Raw genomic sequence first — 16,549 nt, forward strand, 5'->3', positions numbered from 1 at the left:
AACTCATTCCTCCGTCTCTAATAATAAAGCTTATCTATGATAGCTAAATAATCAATTCTTGCCTTGTATTGGAAGGGGATAATATAGCCCTCCTGACATATCTGTTCATAACTAATTGACTTTCTTCCGCCTTTTAATTTGTCGTCCCAGTGCTTGAAAAGTTTCTCTGCTGGTAACAAATATGTTTGTTGATATACAGTAAATCGGATCAATAAGAAGCAAATACCACCATGCTCCACAACGGAACGCATATGAGCTACCTGATGGTTATGAATATTAGCTAATGGAAATAAGGTTTTGTTTTTCGTTTCCTTTGCTTCAAAATCTATATATTTATTTCTGTACACTCCATTATAATCAGTGGTTGAAGCCTGTTTGAAATATGCTTCTGTTATTACAGCAGCACTCCTTTTTGGGTAATTCACTTTTACAATTTGTAAAGGTGTAGGTTTCTTATGGATAATTGCCATGTTCATATCAAGGTAATAACGGTTGGTATCATTAATATCTTCTTCTAGTGTCATTCCTCTGTTACTAAAAGCTTGGTTCGCTGCACCACGCCTGTCTGGGGCAGCTTTTCCTGACGTCCCTTTTTTTCCATTGGGGTAGTTCATTGATAATATCCTCCTTGCATATTACAGTATCATATCAAATATAAGCGAAAATGATAACTTTAAAATGCATCATTTGGATGAGAAAGAGACAAAATAAAGAAAACGAAAGCAGGATCATCCATGTATGGAAAAGAATCGTTGGATTCATATATCCATTATATAATAAACACTACAAATAAGCATAATAAAGACAATATAACACGGACAAAGGCCTACTTGAACTTTTATATGGATTGCCCAGAGATTAAGTGGGCATTCCTGGCGAGCATGGTTTCTAGAAATGCTGGCTGGAATATGACCGATCTCCATTTACCACCTTTTAAAAAAATGTTGGGGAGAGAAGAGAGAAACCAGTTATTCATGACATATGAGAGAGCAAATTGGCTAATATTCTCAGATGCATTTCCTCAGTTGTTAGTTTATAAACTCTCAAAACAAATAGGAAAACCAATGTTTCATTTACTGAAATGGTTACATGTATCTAAATTTATGGTGAACCAATGGAAGCTATTTTGGAAAAGGCAGGAACAAAATAGGCTTATGCTTTCCCTTATTATAAATGAACAAAATGTTATCCAGGGACCTGTGGTGAAACATACGTACTTTCAGTATCATGTTTTTAAACAACTTCCATACATGATGCAGAATTTTTTACGTTTGAATGCTGTATTATTGCCAACTAGTAATACAGAAATATATGGAGCATCAGTTCAGGGATTCACAAATATAACAAAACGGATCAGGCTAGGAGTCCAACTAGCTAATATACTCTATACCCCGAATGTCTATGATAAATTCTTGTTATTTGCTAAAACCCAGGAACATACTGGTTCACGTAAAGATTATGAAACCTTTTTTGATTCCCATTATTCGCATGCTCCCATCCTACGTGTACTCTACCCAGTTATTAAACATCAAGATAATATTCGGGAAGATTGGTGGAAGATAGGGGGTGTGCCATCTAAATGGTGGCATGAACCAAAAGTTACTGCTTTAGAGGATATGAAGAAAACGTATTACAGAAAACGAGATTTATTATATGGCTATTATTATATGAAGTATGCAATTAAACCCGACTGGTAAGAATTCTCCCAGTCGGGTTTAATGGTGTTTATCCCAGAGCCACCGTCCGTAAGACTCCCACTTCAAAGCATGAAGGGAAACCGTAGTTTTGAGTGGGAGTCAACGGACGCTAACACCCCGATTCGTTCAACTAACAATCAGTGGGGGATGAAAGAAAACCCCCACTGATTGAAGTTTCACTTTATGTGGAAGGACGGTTAGGACCTTGCAGCTTTTTATCCCCCGTTTTAAGGGAGTGTGATTTTTCACTTTCTGCTTTTTGCTTTTGCTTTTTCTTATTCATCTTTATCCCTCCTTTGCATCTTAGTTTGTCTCATTATCGCTAAAAGATAAGTAATTTCACTTGTTTTGTTACCTTCTTTCTAGTTTTGTCGAACAGGCAGGACACTTTAGTTTAAGAGCGAATAATACAAATACCAAAGGAGAGAGGTGTGTTTAGATGGGCCTAGCGATTAAGTACGTTGACAATAAATTTAACGGAGTAGAAAAGAAAATTGTGGAAATAAAGTTACAGGGTCTTGCTGACCAAGTTAGAAGGATGGATCAAAGAATAACAACACGTGTAGATCGGTCAATTTGCGAAGACTTTGAAACACAGCAGCTTGCAATCAGTTATAGCCGTTCATCCATTAGAGGAGCGTTTAGGTAAAGTGGCAGGTGCAATTTATCTAAATAGATGATAAAGTATTGATGAAGAGTTATGAAGCTAAAAGGCGGTTTTTTAATATGGAATTACTTAAACAGACAGAAAGATTACAACAATATCTAACATCATTGAGAGACAAATTTGAACAAAGTGAACCACCTGAGAATAAAAAAGATAGAGAATTTTTCATTCTAGTTAAAGAGGAAACAAAACCTATTTATGAACTTCTTAACAAGTGGGAGGAACATGCATTACATGCTGTGAAGAATAGGGAAGTACAAGTACACCCGCACCAGGTTTCTTCCACTAGAGAAAATATGGAATTATTACTTATGCATAGCTACTATATTGATGCGAGACGTAAACGGTATATGGAACTATACAAATCTATCCTATATGTATTGGACCAAATTCATCATGAACTAAGTCAGTCATAGTTAAATTTCTGTACCGTTTTACATATATTAGAACTTATCACAGGGGGCTACAATATGACAAAAGATCAATTGATTGAAGAAGCATTACAGATGAGAGAAAAAGCGTATATCCCTTATTCTTCTTTTCCGGTAGGTGCTGCCTTGTTAACTAAATCTGGCAAACTATATACGGGTTGTAACATTGAAAATGCTGCATATCCTGTTACATGTTGTGCTGAAAGGGTTGCTATATTTAAAGCTATTTCAGAAGGAGAAAGAGATTTCGCAGAGATGGCTGTTGCAGCAGACATGAAGCGACCAGTACCTCCGTGTGGATCATGTAGACAGGTAATGAGTGAATTTTTTGATAGTGAGATGGTTATCCACTTGACGAATAATGAGAAAATGGTTAAAACTGTAACGATGGAAGAACTACTTCCATTCTCATTCCAACAAGCTGATATGGATAAGTAAATGTCATCACTTAAATAAACTACTTAAAGGAGGGGGCTGATTTTTCAGGTTCCTTTTTTAGTGGTAAACTGGTACCATAAAGACACGAAACAATTAATTTGTTTTTAGATGTATAAAATAAGTTTCGGATAAATAGACTTTACATTGACAATAAGTTTGTGTTTTGATTATAAAACAAGCATGTAAATAGGATGAGGTGATGAAATTGAGTTTAAATCAAGTTCAATTTAGTGGGAAAGACATACTTGAAAAAGAATTCAAGACGGGGATGCGAGGGTATAATCAAGAAGAAGTGGACGAGTTCCTAGATAAGATTATTCAAGATTATGATTTATTGAAACAAGAAATTGATCGCCTTCAACAAGAAAATGAACGACTAAAGAAAACAAGTTCCGATCATACTAGAACCAGATCTGCTCAACCAGCTCCACAAATGAATTATGATGTATTAAAGAGATTATCAAACCTCGAAAAAGCCGTATTTGGGAAAAAGTTTGCTGATACGGAGAACGAAGGTTAAATAAAAGTATTTCTTGTCGAAATAACAAATTAATGGTATAATGTTAGAACTGAATATAAATACTCATGTAATCGCTGCATGCTACATGCAGAGGAAAGTCCATGCTCACACAAACTGAGATGTTTGTAGTGTTCGTGCTTGACGAATTCATAAGTCAAGGTAACCATCATGGTTAACGGCAGGTCGTATTCCTAAGTCTTCGGATATGGGATACATACCTTGAAAGTGCCACAGTGACGTAGCTGAATAGGAAACTGTTCAGGTGGAACGAGGTAAACCCCACGAGTGAGCAACCCAAATTTTGGTAGGGGCATCCTTCAGTAGGGAAATGAACCGAAGTAGGGACAAGTTATATACTTGTAGATAGATGATTACAACCAATGTACAAGGCTGACCACCGTTTGTAGTACGTTGGATACAGAACATGGCTTATCGAGTATTTATGGGTCCATCATAAAACAAATGAAACCTTGCTTACAGAAAAAACTGTTAGCAAGGTTTTTTATTTGGCTCACTTGAAATCCTTCGACAAGGACACCATGCCGAAGAAAGCAGTTTCACGTAATAGATATGAATTCATCTTTTACAAACGATTGTGATAAACTATAAAAGAATTAATTTCGAGATATGAAAGGATACATTACATGCAGAATGTTACATTAATTGCAACGGCAGCAATGGGACTTGAATCAATTGTTGCGAATGAAGTAAAAAGCCTGGGGTATGAGGTGCAAGTAGAGAATGGCCGTGTCATTTTTGAAGCCCCGGTTTCCGCTATTCCACGGTGTAACCTATGGCTTAGAACAGCTGATAGGGTCCGATTACTTATAGGAAGATTTAAGGCCTCCACGTTTGATGAATTATTTGAAGCGACAAAAGCCTTGCCATGGGAATACTATATTTCTGAAGAAGGACAGTTTCCGGTATCAGGGAAATCAGTTCAATCAAAATTATTTAGCGTTCCAGACTGTCAGGCGATAACTAAAAAGGCAATTGCTGAACGACTTAAGCTTAAACATGGTGTTGCATCTAAAATGCCAGAGACGGGGGCTCTTTACAAGGTTGAAGTTTCCCTACTAAAGGATGAAGCAATGTTAACCATTGATACATCTGGTGTAGGTCTCCATAAAAGAGGGTACAGAGTTGGCCAGGGAGAGGCACCGCTTAAGGAAACGATGGCAGCAGCACTAGTACTATTAACAAATTGGAAACCCGAGAACCCATTAATTGATCCATTCTGTGGTTCAGGTACCATCCCGATTGAAGCAGCTATGATTGGTCAAAACATAGCTCCAGGTTTTAATAGAGAGTTTGCTTCAGAAGGTTGGTCCTTAATTAAGTCGAAGTATTGGGAAAAGGCTTTTGAAGAAGCGGAAGATAAGGCTAACTATGATCAAAAATTAGATATAACAGGCTCTGATATTGATCATAAATTAATCCGAATTTCTGCGGATAATGCAATGGAAGCAGGTTTTGGTGATTTAATCTCATGGAAACAAATGCAAGTAAAGGACCTAACTATAAAAAAAGAAAACGGTTATATTATAGGCAATCCACCATACGGCCAACGGCTTAGTGATAAAGATGCTGTTGCAAAAATCTATAAAGACTTTGGGTCTGTTATGCAAGACCATCCGAGCTGGAGTGTTTATATCCTAACTGCTTTTGAACAATTTGAAAAACAGTACGGACTAGCTGCTACTAAAAAAAGGAAGCTGTTCAACGGTTTTATTAAAACAGACTATTACCAATACTTTGGAAAGAAGAACAAGGGGGAGAAGTAATTGGAAAATACGTACTTAATTGAAAAGGACTTTAAGGAACTATTAAAAGAACAAAGTGCATACAAAGAAGCTATATCTCTTGCACATTGGGACATGAGAACCAAGATTCCCAGAAAAGGTGTAGAACAACGCTCAGAGGTAGTAGGTTTTCTAGCTGAGAAGTTACATCAGTTAGAGACTTCTGAAAAAATGAAGTATTTCATTGACGTACTTAAGGATAATACAAAAGATGAAATTATTCGAAAAACAGTCGAAGAATGTGAACAAAATTATGAGCGTAACCGTAAAATACCACATGATGAATACAAAGAGTATGTCATGTTGCAGTCAAAATCTGAAGCAGTTTGGCAAGAAGCAAGGGAAAAGTCAGATTTTTCCCTTTTTCAGCCATACTTAGAAGAATTAGTAGAACACAACAAAAAGTTCGCGAATTATTGGGGTTATGAGAAAAATATATATGATGCTCTGCTACATAATTATGAACCAGGTGTTACAACGGAAACATTAGATCAGGTGTTCCCTTCGTTACGAAACTCGCTAACAGGATTATTGGAAAAAATAAAGCATAGCAGTGTAAAGCCAGATCCTCAAGCACTTAAAGGACATTTTCCAAAAGCGAAACAGGAAGCATTTACGTTAGATATTTTGGAAAGAATGGGCTATGATTTCAGTTCAGGGAGATTAGATGAAACTATTCACCCTTTTGCTATTTCCTTAAATATGAACGATGTACGTGTTACAACTCGATATGATGTAGAGGATTTTCGTATGGCAGTTTTCGGTACGATCCATGAAGGTGGCCATGCGCTTTACGAACAAAATATTAACCCTAATTTAGCAAATACACCATTGGCAACTGGAACTTCCATGGGCATTCATGAATCACAATCCTTATTTTGGGAAAACTTTATAGGGAGAAGTGAATCATTTTGGAAGAGCCACTATGATCTATTTAAAAACTATGCACCGGATGGCTTTCAAACTGTACCATTAGATCAATTCTATCGGGCTGTTAATGAAGTGAAACCATCATATATTAGAATAGAAGCAGATGAGTTAACTTATCCACTTCATATTATGGTACGCTATGAGCTTGAAAAAGCACTAATGAATAATGATATACAGGTGAAAGACTTACCAGGTCTGTGGAATGAAAAGATGAAAGACTATTTAGGGATAATACCACCAACAGATAAAGAGGGTGTATTACAAGACATTCATTGGTCTGGAGGAGATTTTGGTTATTTTCCATCCTATGCTTTAGGTTACATGTATGCAGCACAATTTAATCATACGTTGAATAAGGAAATGAATGTAAACAACTTGATTGCTTCAGGAGATTTTCAACAAATTCGAGAGTGGTTTACGAAACATGTTCACCAATTTGGTAAGATGAAAAAACCATTAGAAATTGTTAACGATGTTACAGGTGAATCTTTAAATGCAAAGTACCTGGTCGACTATTTAACAAAGAAATATAGCGGTATATATCAGTTTTAATACAAAATTTATTAGAAGGTGCGCTATGACATATATTTGTTCAACAGGAATAGGTGTTCCAACCAATACTATTACTCAGGAGGAAATTACAGAGCTGGTACAAGATATTTTTCTTGACTCTAGTAGGCATATCACAAAATTGTTACCCGTGTTTCAAAACGCCGAGGTTAAAAGAAGGCAATTTGTTGTTGAAAAAGATTGGTTTCGCACAGAGCATAGCTTCCAGGAACGAAACGATCTTTACAAAGAGCATGCAGTGACCACTTCTCTTGAGGCAATTGATCAATGCCTTACAAACGAAGTGTTTTTAGAGAGTGATATTCCTCACTCGGCAATTGATATGTTATTATTTGTTTCTAGCACTGGTATAGCGACACCTTCTATTGACACGTACCTATTTAATCAAAGAGAATTTCGTAGTGATATTATACGAATGCCATTATGGGGCTTAGGATGTGCTGGAGGGGCTATAGCTTTAGCACGTGCCCATGATTGGATCACAGCTAATCCAGATAAGACAGCGCTTGTGGTTTGCTGTGAGCTATGTAGCTTAACTTTTCAAAAAAGTGATCTTAAAAAAAGTAATATTATAGGTAGTGCGTTATTTGGTGACGGAACAGCTGCGGCCTTATTAATTGGCGAAAACTCACCTTATAAAAGCAATCTCAAGCTTAACCCCGCAAAAATATTGCAAACAAGCTCTAAAACGAAAAAGAACAGCACGGATGTAATGGGGTGGAATGTAACAGATCAAGGACTTGAGGTTGTCTTTTCTAAGAGCATTCCATCCTTGGTTGAAACTTTCTGGCGTGAGCATTGTCAATCATTTTTTAAAAAAACTGATTTAGAAGAGAGCAGTATACATAACTACATCGCCCATCCAGGTGGTAAAAAGGTGTTAGAAGCGATGGAGAATGTTCTAAAAACGTCAAAGAAGAAACTGAATCACTCTTATAGTGTCTTAAGAAACCATGGGAATATGTCTTCAGCTACTGTTATATATGTTTTAGGTGAAGCGATGAGAGAACAAAACCCTTCGAAAGCAAGAAGTGTACTCTCTGCTCTTGGACCTGGTTTCAGTTCAGAATTACTTTTGTTGGAGTGGACATGATGTTACCAGGCCTATTATGGGGATTGTTTATCTTCTTAATTATCCAACGATTGCTTGAGGTTTATATAGCGAAGCGGAATGAGCGATGGCTTAAAGCCCATGGGGGAATAGAACGAGGAAAAGAACATTATAAATGGTTTATCATTGTGCACACTCTCTTCTTTATATCTTTACTATTGGAAGTTTTTATTAAACAGGAAGTAGTACATAACCCTGCGTTCATACTAGTTACCCTCTTCATTCTAACGCAAGTGTTTCGGGTTTGGTGTATTACGTCGCTTGGGAAGTTTTGGAATACGAAGATTATTGTTTCTCCAAACTACCCACTGATTAAAACAGGACCATATAAATACATTGCTCATCCTAATTATGTAGTAGTTGGGATAGAGCTCTTTATTATTCCACTTATGTACGAAGCTTATATTACTAGCATTGTTTTCCCTATCTTGCACATTCTCCTGCTCTTGATCCGTATACCAGCAGAAGAGCGAGTACTCCGGGAGACGACGGTATCTAACTCATGGAGCAGTCAGCGTTAAGCTAGCTGTTCTTTTTATATTAATCGAAAATATTAATTGAATATGCTTCTATCATGATCTCATAATTTACGAAATGATTGCTCATACTAAACCGAAAAGTAGAGTAGAGGAGAGGGTTTTCGTGTTCGTACCTTGGATGTGGTTTGCGATACTTGGATTAGTGGTCGAAAGGATTGCTGCCACTCAAATTTCTAGCAGGAATGAGCGGTGGCTTTTAGAGAAAGGAGGGAGAAGCTCCATTGATAAGCATTACCTCGGCTTACTATTTGTCCAATATTTAAGTTTTGGAGCTATCATGGTTGAAATATTATTTATTAAGCAAACAGCAATGTCATTCCACGTTTTCTTTTTTGTTTGCTGTGTTATTGTTCTTTGTGCGAAATGGTGGTGTATTCGATCTGCAGGAATGTTCTGGAATGCAAAGAAAATCACATTACCGCGGGTACGGTTGTTTAAACAAGGACCATATAAATATGTGAAAGAACCAGAGTATCTTATTACGTTATTTGAAATTGCTTTTATTCCCCTCTTTTTTGGAGCGTATATTACAGCATGTGTTTTTCCGCTTTTATATATGTTCTATTTCAAAGCTACCCAAAGCGGGGGAAGCAAAGTATATACGAATGCATAAAAAAAGCCAGCATTAGCTGGCTTTTTCGTTATTCATTCTTTTTGCGATATACATAAATGGAGTATCTATTACTGCAACAATAAATTTAATAACATACGTCGTTAAGAGAATCTCAAGCCATACGGACAATGGAAATTGACCATAAAAAGCTATTGTACAGAACACGACGGAATCCAGCAATTGACTTATTACTGTACTACCATTATTTCTAATCCAAAGCTGCCGATCAGATGGAAATAACTTCCTTAGCTTGTCATATATCCATACATCGAAATATTGACTAACAATATATGCTGCAAGGCTTCCGGCAGCGACACGCACTACCAACCCAAAAATCGTAGCAAGTGAACCATGTGCAATGTCATCACCAGCTGGTTGAAAGGAGAGGGAGAACTGCATGACAACCGTCATAGTTATTAAGGTAGCAAAACCTATCCATACCGCTTTCTTTGCTTCCTTTTTCCCATACTTTTCGTTGAGAATGTCGGTTGCTAGATATGCTGTTCCATACATGATATTTCCCAAGGTTGCTGTCAAACCAAGTAGTTCGACAGTCTTGAGTACTTGCATATTTGCGACGACAGTTGACATTCCAATCCACACAAATAAACCTGTTTTACCAAATAGTCGATAAAACAAGAGTAAAAGAGAGAAATTAATAATTGCAAACAAAATCCATATAAATTCATTTGACATAAAAATGCCTCCTTAGTTTTGATAACGCGGGAGTTTGCGAACCGCGAAAGTATTATTATAGCATATTTTCCGTTTTATGTGCGAAATAGATACAGAAACAGAAAAAGCGGTAATCCTTTTACAGATTACCGCTTCTATATACAGTACACTTATTTTTTTGTTACATTAGCAGCTTGTGGGCCACGTTCGCCTTCAACTATTTCAAAAGAAACTTCTTGTCCTTCTTCTAATGATTTGAAGCCTTCCTCTTGAATTGCAGAATAATGTACGAATACATCATTTCCTTCTTCTAATTGGATGAAGCCATAGCCTTTTTCTGCGTTAAACCATTTTACTACACCGTTTTCCATGAATATAATCCTCCTAGAAACTTTCACGCTTACAATAATGAAACGTGTTAATACAAAGTAGAATTATGGAACATAAATAAAGGCAGCATCTATAGAGGAGTAGGATCACGTTACATCCACTTCTATAGAAGCTGCCTGTGTCATTAAGGATCCATACATCTTCTTTGCTTGTACCTAATATAGCTTATATAGACTTGTCAGTCAAGAAGTAGCCATTATTTCTTCTAGGATTTTTATAAAAGTACAGGTATAATTAAACCGTTTCAACATATTCAACAAACCACTAAGACAGAAGGGAATAATGAGAGTGAAATCAGACATTGAAATTGCCCAAGAAACAACATTAAAACCAATTCAAGCTATCGCATTACAACTAGGTTTGACTGATGAAGACTGGGAGCCCTATGGAAGAACAAAAGCAAAGCTTTCCACTGGACTTTTAGAGAAATTAGATGAGCGACCTGAAGGGAAAGTCGTTTTGGTTACGTCCATTAATCCGACAGCAGCTGGTGAAGGGAAATCAACCGTAACTGTTGGTTTAGGACAGGCATTAAACAAGCTTGGAGAAAAAGCTATTATTGCCTTGCGTGAACCTAGTCTTGGTCCTGTAATGGGATTAAAAGGCGGAGCAGCTGGGGGTGGGTACTCGCAAGTTCTTCCAATGGAGGATATTAACTTGCATTTTACTGGTGACCTCCATGCTATTACGACAGCAAACAACGCATTGTCAGCACTTATAGATAATCATATACATAGAGGAAATAAGCTGCAAATTGACCCACGAAGAGTGGAATGGAACAGAGTAATCGACATGAACGATAGGGCATTAAGAGAAGTCGTTGTAGGGCTAGGTGGACCAGCCAAAGGCGTTCCGCGAGAAGAAGCGTTTAGCATTACAGTTGCATCAGAGATTATGGCTGTTTTGTGTTTGGCTAAAGACCTAAAGGATTTGAAACGCCGACTTAAGAAAATTGTAATTGGCTACACATATGAAGAAAAGCCCGTTACGGTTGAGGATCTAGAAGTGGAGGGGGCTTTAACTGTTTTGCTTAAAGAAGCTTTAAAACCAAACCTTGTCCAAACAACAGAAAATACGCCTGCCATTATACATGGAGGTCCATTTGCAAATATCGCCCATGGCTGTAACAGTATTATCGCTACGAAAACAGCTGCAAAACTAGGAGATTATGTTGTGACCGAAGCTGGATTTGGAGCAGATCTTGGCGCAGAGAAATTTTTAAATATAAAATCCAGAGCTGGGGAAATTCAACCAAGCGCTGTCGTTATTGTTGCTACAATCCGTGCTTTAAAGATGCATGGAGGAGTTGGGAAGTGTGAACTAACAACAGAAAATGTAGAAGCTATTTCAAGTGGTGTCGAAAACTTAAAGAAACATATGGAGACGATTGAATCCTTCGGTCTTCCATATGTTGTAGCAATTAATAAATTCCCAACAGATACAGAAAGAGAAATAGACTTTTTGAAAGAATGGTGCTCCACTAATAATGTGGAGGTAGCATTAACAGATGTTTGGAAAAACGGAGGAGCAGGTGGTTTCGACTTAGCAAAAAAAGTCATACAAAAAGCAGAAGAGCCGGCCACAAACTTAAAATTTACGTATGACCTACATGACTCTTTAGAGGAAAAGATTAGGAAAGTAGCGCAAACCGTATATGGGGCAAATGATATTGTTTTAAGCGCTAAAGCACGTAATCAGTTAGCGTTTTTTGAAAAAGAGGGTTGGGGGAACTTACCTATTTGTATGGCAAAAACCCAATATGCTTTATCTAATGATCCTTCACAAGTAGGCCGTCCAACGAATTTCACCATTCAAATTCGTGAGCTTCGAGCCTCTGTCGGAGCAGAATTTATTGTTGTCTTAACTGGGGATGTAATGACAATGCCGGGCTTACCTCAGCATCCTGCAGCATTAAATATGGATGTTACGGATGATGGTAAGATTGTAGGGCTTTTCTAATGGATAAACACAAACAATTATCCGCTATTCGAGAATATGTGAAAGCTCTTTTTATAAATGAACGCACAGGCCACGACCTATACCATTTACAACGTGTAACACACACGGCGAAATTAATTGCTTGTGAAGAGGATGCTAACTTATTTCTAAGTGAGGCTATCGCATGGCTACATGATACGACAGATCATAAACTTGTTGAAAGCGAAGAACAGGCCAAAATCACACTAAGAAAATTTTTAGACTCTATTCTTTTGTCTGAATCGGAGATAGAAGAGATTTTGGAAGCAATCACCACTATTTCGTTTAGCAAAGAGGAAGAGCCCTCCACGCTAGAGGGTAAAATAGTACAGGACGCAGATCGCCTGGATGCAATGGGTGCTATTGGTATTGCAAGAGCTTTTACTTATGGAGGCGCTAAAAAAAGGTTTATGTATCATGAAGAGGAAAAAGATCACACGATTCAACATTTTTATGATAAATTATTAAAGCTGAAATCTACTATGCATACAGCCTCTGCAAGGACTATAGCTGAGGAAAGACATCTATTTATGCAACAATTTCTTGATCAGTTTTATAAAGAATGGAACTAGAAAAAGCAGGCATCTTTATAAGGATGTCTGCTTTTTAATTTCTTTTTATCGCAAAATGCCTTCTCTTTTAATTTTTCCACTTTGAATTAACCAATTATGCTGAAAAATCTCTGTGATAACGAGAAGGACTGCTGTCAGTATGGCACCAAGTGGTGTAACACCAGTATTAGCAAACACCCATGCACCGATATAAATACCAACAGCGGAGATAACAAAATCCAATGCCAGAACAGAACCTTTCGTTTTTTTACTAAGTAACATTAACTCGGCAGTATAGCCGATAACGGCAAGCAATGCTCCAATTAAGATTGGCTGATACCAATAAGCGAATTGCACATTTGGTAAGAGCCAGGAGGCAATAATAATTCCTAAGGGTGTGATAATTAATTTTAGTAACATGCCAGTCATAGAACCCACCTTTTATTCATTTGATAGGTTAGTATATGTAGCCCATGATTTTCTATACTACTTAATTTCGCTTATTGTATTACACGTTTTACACCGATGTATCTTTCTTTCCAATAACTGTTTTCTAACTCAGTAATCTGAACACCGCTTGATTCACTGGCATGAATAAATTTACCATCACCAATATAAATACCCATATGGGATGGACCAGGTTTATAGGTTTCAAAGAAGACCAAATCTCCAACAGACTTTGATTCTACACTTGTGGAAAAATTCCACATGTCACTTACTGTCCTTGGGGTTTCAATTCCCTGTATATTGAACACATATTGGATAAAACCACTGCAGTCAAATCCATTGGGTGTCGTACCACCCCAAAGATAAGGAACGCCAATAAAGGACCGGGCCTCGGTAACGAGATTTCCACCATTTATCCCTTTAACGTCTACCTCCTTGACCTCGTTTACTTCTTCTTCTTTTTCATTGTTATCTTGTTCGTTTGATACACTATCTTCTGACTTTTCTTCTTTAACTTTCTTATGTGTCTTAACTTTTACTGCTGGTGCTTCTGCTAACTTAATACCATCATGTTCTCCACTAGCGATAATAAGCGCTTCTTTTGTAAGAGGACCGTAAATTCCATCAACGTTTCCTTTGTAATAACCAAAATACTGTAGGGCGTGTTGAATTGTCTCTATCTTATCTCCAGTTAGCCCAGGATATACTTCAGAAGAAAGATTTTGAACTTGTTTTAGATAAAGGTCTTTTTCGGTTTCGATTAGAGCGAGTATCGTTTCCTCATCTGCCTGGCCATTAATTTTTATATTGTGATCCGCCTGGAAATTTTTTAAAGCATGTGCAGTCATTTCACTAAATTCTCCATCGAAGTTAGAGTCAGTATAATTAAGTTTGTTAAGCTTTTTTTGCAGAAGCTTAATCGATTCTCCATGTTCTCCAAATTCTAGCTGCTCTGTCTCTATTAATAGTTTATTTTGCAGTTCAGGGTATGCATCAACGTAATTAACGAGCGGTTGGCTAAGTACATAACTATACAATATGGAATGTTTTACTACATGTTCCATTGTCCCATTCAGCATGCAACTATCCCCTTTCCCGGTATGTTAGCTCTTAACAGATTTATGTAGAAAATTATATTTTCATGCGTTACGAGTATGTTACAATAAGATGAAACTTCAATCAGTGGGAGGGGCATGCACCCACAATCATGGTTGGTACCTCATGGGGATGACTTAATGGCCCTTGAACAGAATCAGACATCTACTGGCAGTTTAGCCCCCAATTTCCCATCATAGATGGAGGTGGGTGTTTTACTGCCATTAACATGCTTGATAAATATTAATTTTAGAACATATAAAGTGAGGAGATCATAATGATAAATGGTGAACAGGCTTATTTAGACTTATGTAAGCATATTTTAAATAACGGTACAAAGAAAGAGGACAGAACAAATACTGGTACATATTCAGTATTCGGTCACCAAATGCGATTCGATCTTAACAAAGGCTTCCCATTATTAACAACAAAGAAGGTTCCATTTCGTCTTGTTGCTTCAGAATTGCTGTGGTTTATTAAAGGGGATACGAACATACGTTTTCTATTGGAACACAATAATAATATTTGGAATGAGTGGGCATTCGAAAAATGGGTAAATAGTACGGAATACAAGGGTCCGGATATGAAGGACTTTGGTAACCGTAGCCAAGTAGATCAAGGTTTTAACGAACAATACCAAGAGCAAATGAGCCTTTTTAAAGAAAAAGTCTTGCATGATGATGAGTTTGCGGCTACATATGGAAGTTTGGGTTCGGTATATGGAAAACAATGGCGAGAATGGAAAACTTCTAGTAATACGACCATTGATCAACTAAAGGATGTTATTACATCCATTAAACAGAAGCCGGACTCCAGAAGACACATCGTATCCGCTTGGAATCCAGAGGATGTACCGACGATGGCTTTGCCACCATGTCATACACTTTTTCAATTTTATGTAGCAGATGGAAAGTTATCTTGCCAGCTTTATCAGCGGAGTGCAGATGTTTTCCTTGGTGTTCCTTTTAATATTGCAAGTTACGCATTACTAACACATCTTATTGCATATGAATGTGGGCTTGAGGTTGGAGAATTCGTGCATACATTAGGTGATGCACATATATACTCCAACCATATTGAGCAAGTAAAAACACAATTAAAAAGAGACATTCGCACGATGCCTAAGTTAAACATTACAGCAGACAAGCACTCGATTTTTGATTTTGATATGAACGATTTTTCTGTAGAGGGGTATAAACCCCATCCGTCTATAAAAGCACCAATAGCAGTTTAAATGAAGAAAGGTGGGATAAAATGATATCTCTTTTATTAGCTATGGACAGGAACAACCTTATCGGTCGAGACAATGATCTTCCCTGGCATTTACCTAAAGATTTACGCTTCTTTAAAGAGAAAACGTTAGGTCAAACTATCATTATGGGCAGGAAAACATTTGAATCAATTGGATATCCACTACCTAAGAGACAAAATGTAGTGATTACTAGTAATACAGAACTTCCTAAAGGGGTAACCTGTATCTCTGATGTAGCGACAATTAAGAATTGGAACGAGTCAAACCCAGATAAAGAATACTTTGTAATAGGTGGTGGGCGCTTATTTGAGCAAGTCTTGCCATTTGCTGACCGAATGTATATTACATTAATCGACGAAGCGTTTACTGGAGACACTTATTTTCCTACGTACTCTCAAGAAGAATGGAAAGAGACTTCTAAAGTTAAGGGAGAGAAAAACGAGACTAATCCTTATGATTATTATTTCATGCAATATGACCGGGTAAACTAATTGTTCAAAGAATGCATGAGATTGTAAGAAGTGTTTAAACTAGAAGAACAACAGAAAAGCTTGTTCATGGAGGGGCTTCCATGGTAAACTAAGGAAAACTAGTCTGTACCATCAAGACATAACTTTAAAGAGTAGAGAAGGTGTTTAGATGTTATCAAGTATTGGAATTCCTGGGTTAATTCTCATCCTTATTATAGCACTCGTTATCTTCGGTCCGAAAAAGCTGCCCGAAATTGGAAAGGCTGCAGGCCAGTCATTAAGTGAGTTTCGTAAATCTACTCATGATCTAACCCATGATGACTCAACTGAGGAAAAAGATGCTAAAAGAAGCGAGACAAAATAAATCTTGGGAG

At 37.3% G+C, this 16,549-nt stretch carries 20 protein-coding genes and 1 other RNA gene; 16 read left to right on the forward strand and 5 right to left on the reverse strand.

The window, feature by feature from the left end; all coding sequences use genetic code 11:
* Positions 1-17: 17 nt before the first annotated feature.
* A complete protein-coding gene (recU, locus tag BN985_RS11595) occupies positions 18-614 on the reverse strand; it encodes a Holliday junction resolvase RecU (protein WP_042223619.1) in 597 nt (198 codons plus the stop codon).
* 120 nt (positions 615-734) lie between these two features.
* Here recU and BN985_RS11600 point away from each other — a divergent pair, with 120 nt between their 5' ends.
* The 11 genes from BN985_RS11600 to BN985_RS11650 all read left to right on the forward strand — a co-directional run bounded on the left by BN985_RS11600 (position 735) and on the right by BN985_RS11650 (position 9,318).
* Complete coding sequence (locus BN985_RS11600) at positions 735-1,697, forward strand: DUF2515 family protein (RefSeq protein WP_042223620.1); 963 nt, start codon at positions 735-737, stop codon at positions 1,695-1,697.
* A gap of 439 nt (positions 1,698-2,136) precedes the next feature.
* Positions 2,137-2,346 carry a hypothetical protein gene (locus tag BN985_RS11605; RefSeq protein WP_042223621.1) on the forward strand — a complete coding sequence of 70 codons (210 nt, stop codon included), beginning with the start codon at positions 2,137-2,139 and terminating at the stop codon, positions 2,344-2,346.
* Between the two features lie 77 nt (positions 2,347-2,423).
* Positions 2,424-2,780 (forward strand): DUF1798 family protein, encoded by a 357-nt coding sequence (locus BN985_RS11610; RefSeq protein WP_042223622.1) that lies wholly within the window; start codon positions 2,424-2,426, stop codon positions 2,778-2,780.
* Between the two features lie 54 nt (positions 2,781-2,834).
* Entirely contained in the window at positions 2,835-3,233 is a 399-nt protein-coding gene (locus BN985_RS11615; RefSeq protein ID WP_042223623.1) for a cytidine deaminase, read from the forward strand.
* A gap of 205 nt (positions 3,234-3,438) precedes the next feature.
* Positions 3,439-3,753, forward strand: coding sequence for a cell division regulator GpsB (gpsB, locus tag BN985_RS11620; protein WP_042224080.1), 315 nt, complete (start codon positions 3,439-3,441; stop codon positions 3,751-3,753).
* Positions 3,754-3,812: 59 nt separating this feature from the next.
* Positions 3,813-4,190: RNase P RNA component class B (gene rnpB / locus BN985_RS11625), an RNA gene on the forward strand.
* A gap of 207 nt (positions 4,191-4,397) precedes the next feature.
* Positions 4,398-5,537, forward strand: a complete 1,140-nt coding sequence (locus BN985_RS11630; RefSeq protein WP_042223624.1) for a THUMP domain-containing class I SAM-dependent RNA methyltransferase — start codon at positions 4,398-4,400, stop codon at positions 5,535-5,537.
* A complete protein-coding gene (locus BN985_RS11635; RefSeq protein WP_042223625.1) occupies positions 5,538-7,037 on the forward strand; it encodes a carboxypeptidase M32 in 1,500 nt (499 codons plus the stop codon).
* A gap of 25 nt (positions 7,038-7,062) precedes the next feature.
* On the forward strand, positions 7,063-8,148 hold the full coding sequence (locus BN985_RS11640) for a type III polyketide synthase (RefSeq protein ID WP_042223626.1): 1,086 nt from the start codon (positions 7,063-7,065) through the stop codon (positions 8,146-8,148).
* Positions 8,148-8,687 (forward strand): isoprenylcysteine carboxyl methyltransferase family protein, encoded by a 540-nt coding sequence (locus BN985_RS11645; protein WP_042223627.1) that lies wholly within the window; start codon positions 8,148-8,150, stop codon positions 8,685-8,687. Before BN985_RS11640 ends, BN985_RS11645 begins: the two co-directional genes overlap by 1 nt.
* Before the next feature lie 121 nt (positions 8,688-8,808).
* Positions 8,809-9,318: an isoprenylcysteine carboxylmethyltransferase family protein gene (locus BN985_RS11650; RefSeq protein ID WP_042223628.1), complete on the forward strand. Its 510-nt coding sequence runs from the start codon at positions 8,809-8,811 to the stop codon at positions 9,316-9,318.
* 12 nt (positions 9,319-9,330) lie between these two features.
* On the opposite strand, the gene BN985_RS11655 is transcribed toward BN985_RS11650, so the two are convergent.
* Entirely contained in the window at positions 9,331-10,014 is a 684-nt protein-coding gene (locus BN985_RS11655) for a queuosine precursor transporter (RefSeq protein WP_042223629.1), read from the reverse strand.
* Positions 10,015-10,163: 149 nt separating this feature from the next.
* A complete protein-coding gene (locus BN985_RS11660; protein WP_036572880.1) occupies positions 10,164-10,364 on the reverse strand; it encodes a cold-shock protein in 201 nt (66 codons plus the stop codon).
* Positions 10,365-10,665: 301 nt separating this feature from the next.
* Here BN985_RS11660 and BN985_RS11665 point away from each other — a divergent pair, with 301 nt between their 5' ends.
* Both BN985_RS11665 and BN985_RS11670 read left to right on the forward strand, forming a co-directional pair.
* Positions 10,666-12,342 (forward strand): formate--tetrahydrofolate ligase, encoded by a 1,677-nt coding sequence (locus BN985_RS11665; protein ID WP_042223630.1) that lies wholly within the window; start codon positions 10,666-10,668, stop codon positions 12,340-12,342.
* Positions 12,342-12,932, forward strand: coding sequence for an HD domain-containing protein (locus BN985_RS11670; protein WP_042223631.1), 591 nt, complete (start codon positions 12,342-12,344; stop codon positions 12,930-12,932). The genes BN985_RS11665 and BN985_RS11670 overlap by 1 nt, the downstream gene beginning before the upstream one ends.
* Before the next feature lie 45 nt (positions 12,933-12,977).
* Here BN985_RS11670 and BN985_RS11675 read toward each other — a convergent pair whose 3' ends face one another.
* A complete protein-coding gene (locus BN985_RS11675; protein WP_042223632.1) occupies positions 12,978-13,340 on the reverse strand; it encodes a DUF2512 family protein in 363 nt (120 codons plus the stop codon).
* Between the two features lie 71 nt (positions 13,341-13,411).
* Positions 13,412-14,437, reverse strand: coding sequence for a C40 family peptidase (locus BN985_RS11680; protein ID WP_042223633.1), 1,026 nt, complete (start codon positions 14,435-14,437; stop codon positions 13,412-13,414).
* Between the two features lie 293 nt (positions 14,438-14,730).
* On the opposite strand from BN985_RS11680, the gene BN985_RS11685 reads away from it, so the two are divergent.
* From BN985_RS11685 to tatA, 3 genes are all read left to right on the forward strand, one after another.
* Positions 14,731-15,687, forward strand: coding sequence for a thymidylate synthase (locus BN985_RS11685; RefSeq protein ID WP_042223634.1), 957 nt, complete (start codon positions 14,731-14,733; stop codon positions 15,685-15,687).
* A gap of 20 nt (positions 15,688-15,707) precedes the next feature.
* Positions 15,708-16,196 (forward strand): dihydrofolate reductase, encoded by a 489-nt coding sequence (locus BN985_RS11690; protein ID WP_042223635.1) that lies wholly within the window; start codon positions 15,708-15,710, stop codon positions 16,194-16,196.
* Positions 16,197-16,344: 148 nt separating this feature from the next.
* The gene (tatA, locus tag BN985_RS11695; RefSeq protein WP_042223636.1) at positions 16,345-16,539 is read left to right on the forward strand and encodes a twin-arginine translocase TatA/TatE family subunit; all 195 of its coding nucleotides are present in this window, start codon (positions 16,345-16,347) and stop codon (positions 16,537-16,539) included.
* Positions 16,540-16,549: the final 10 nt, after the last annotated feature.

The organism is Oceanobacillus manasiensis (assembly GCF_000724085.1).
GTDB classification, from domain to species: Bacteria; Bacillota; Bacilli; order Bacillales; family Amphibacillaceae; genus Oceanobacillus_B; species Oceanobacillus_B manasiensis.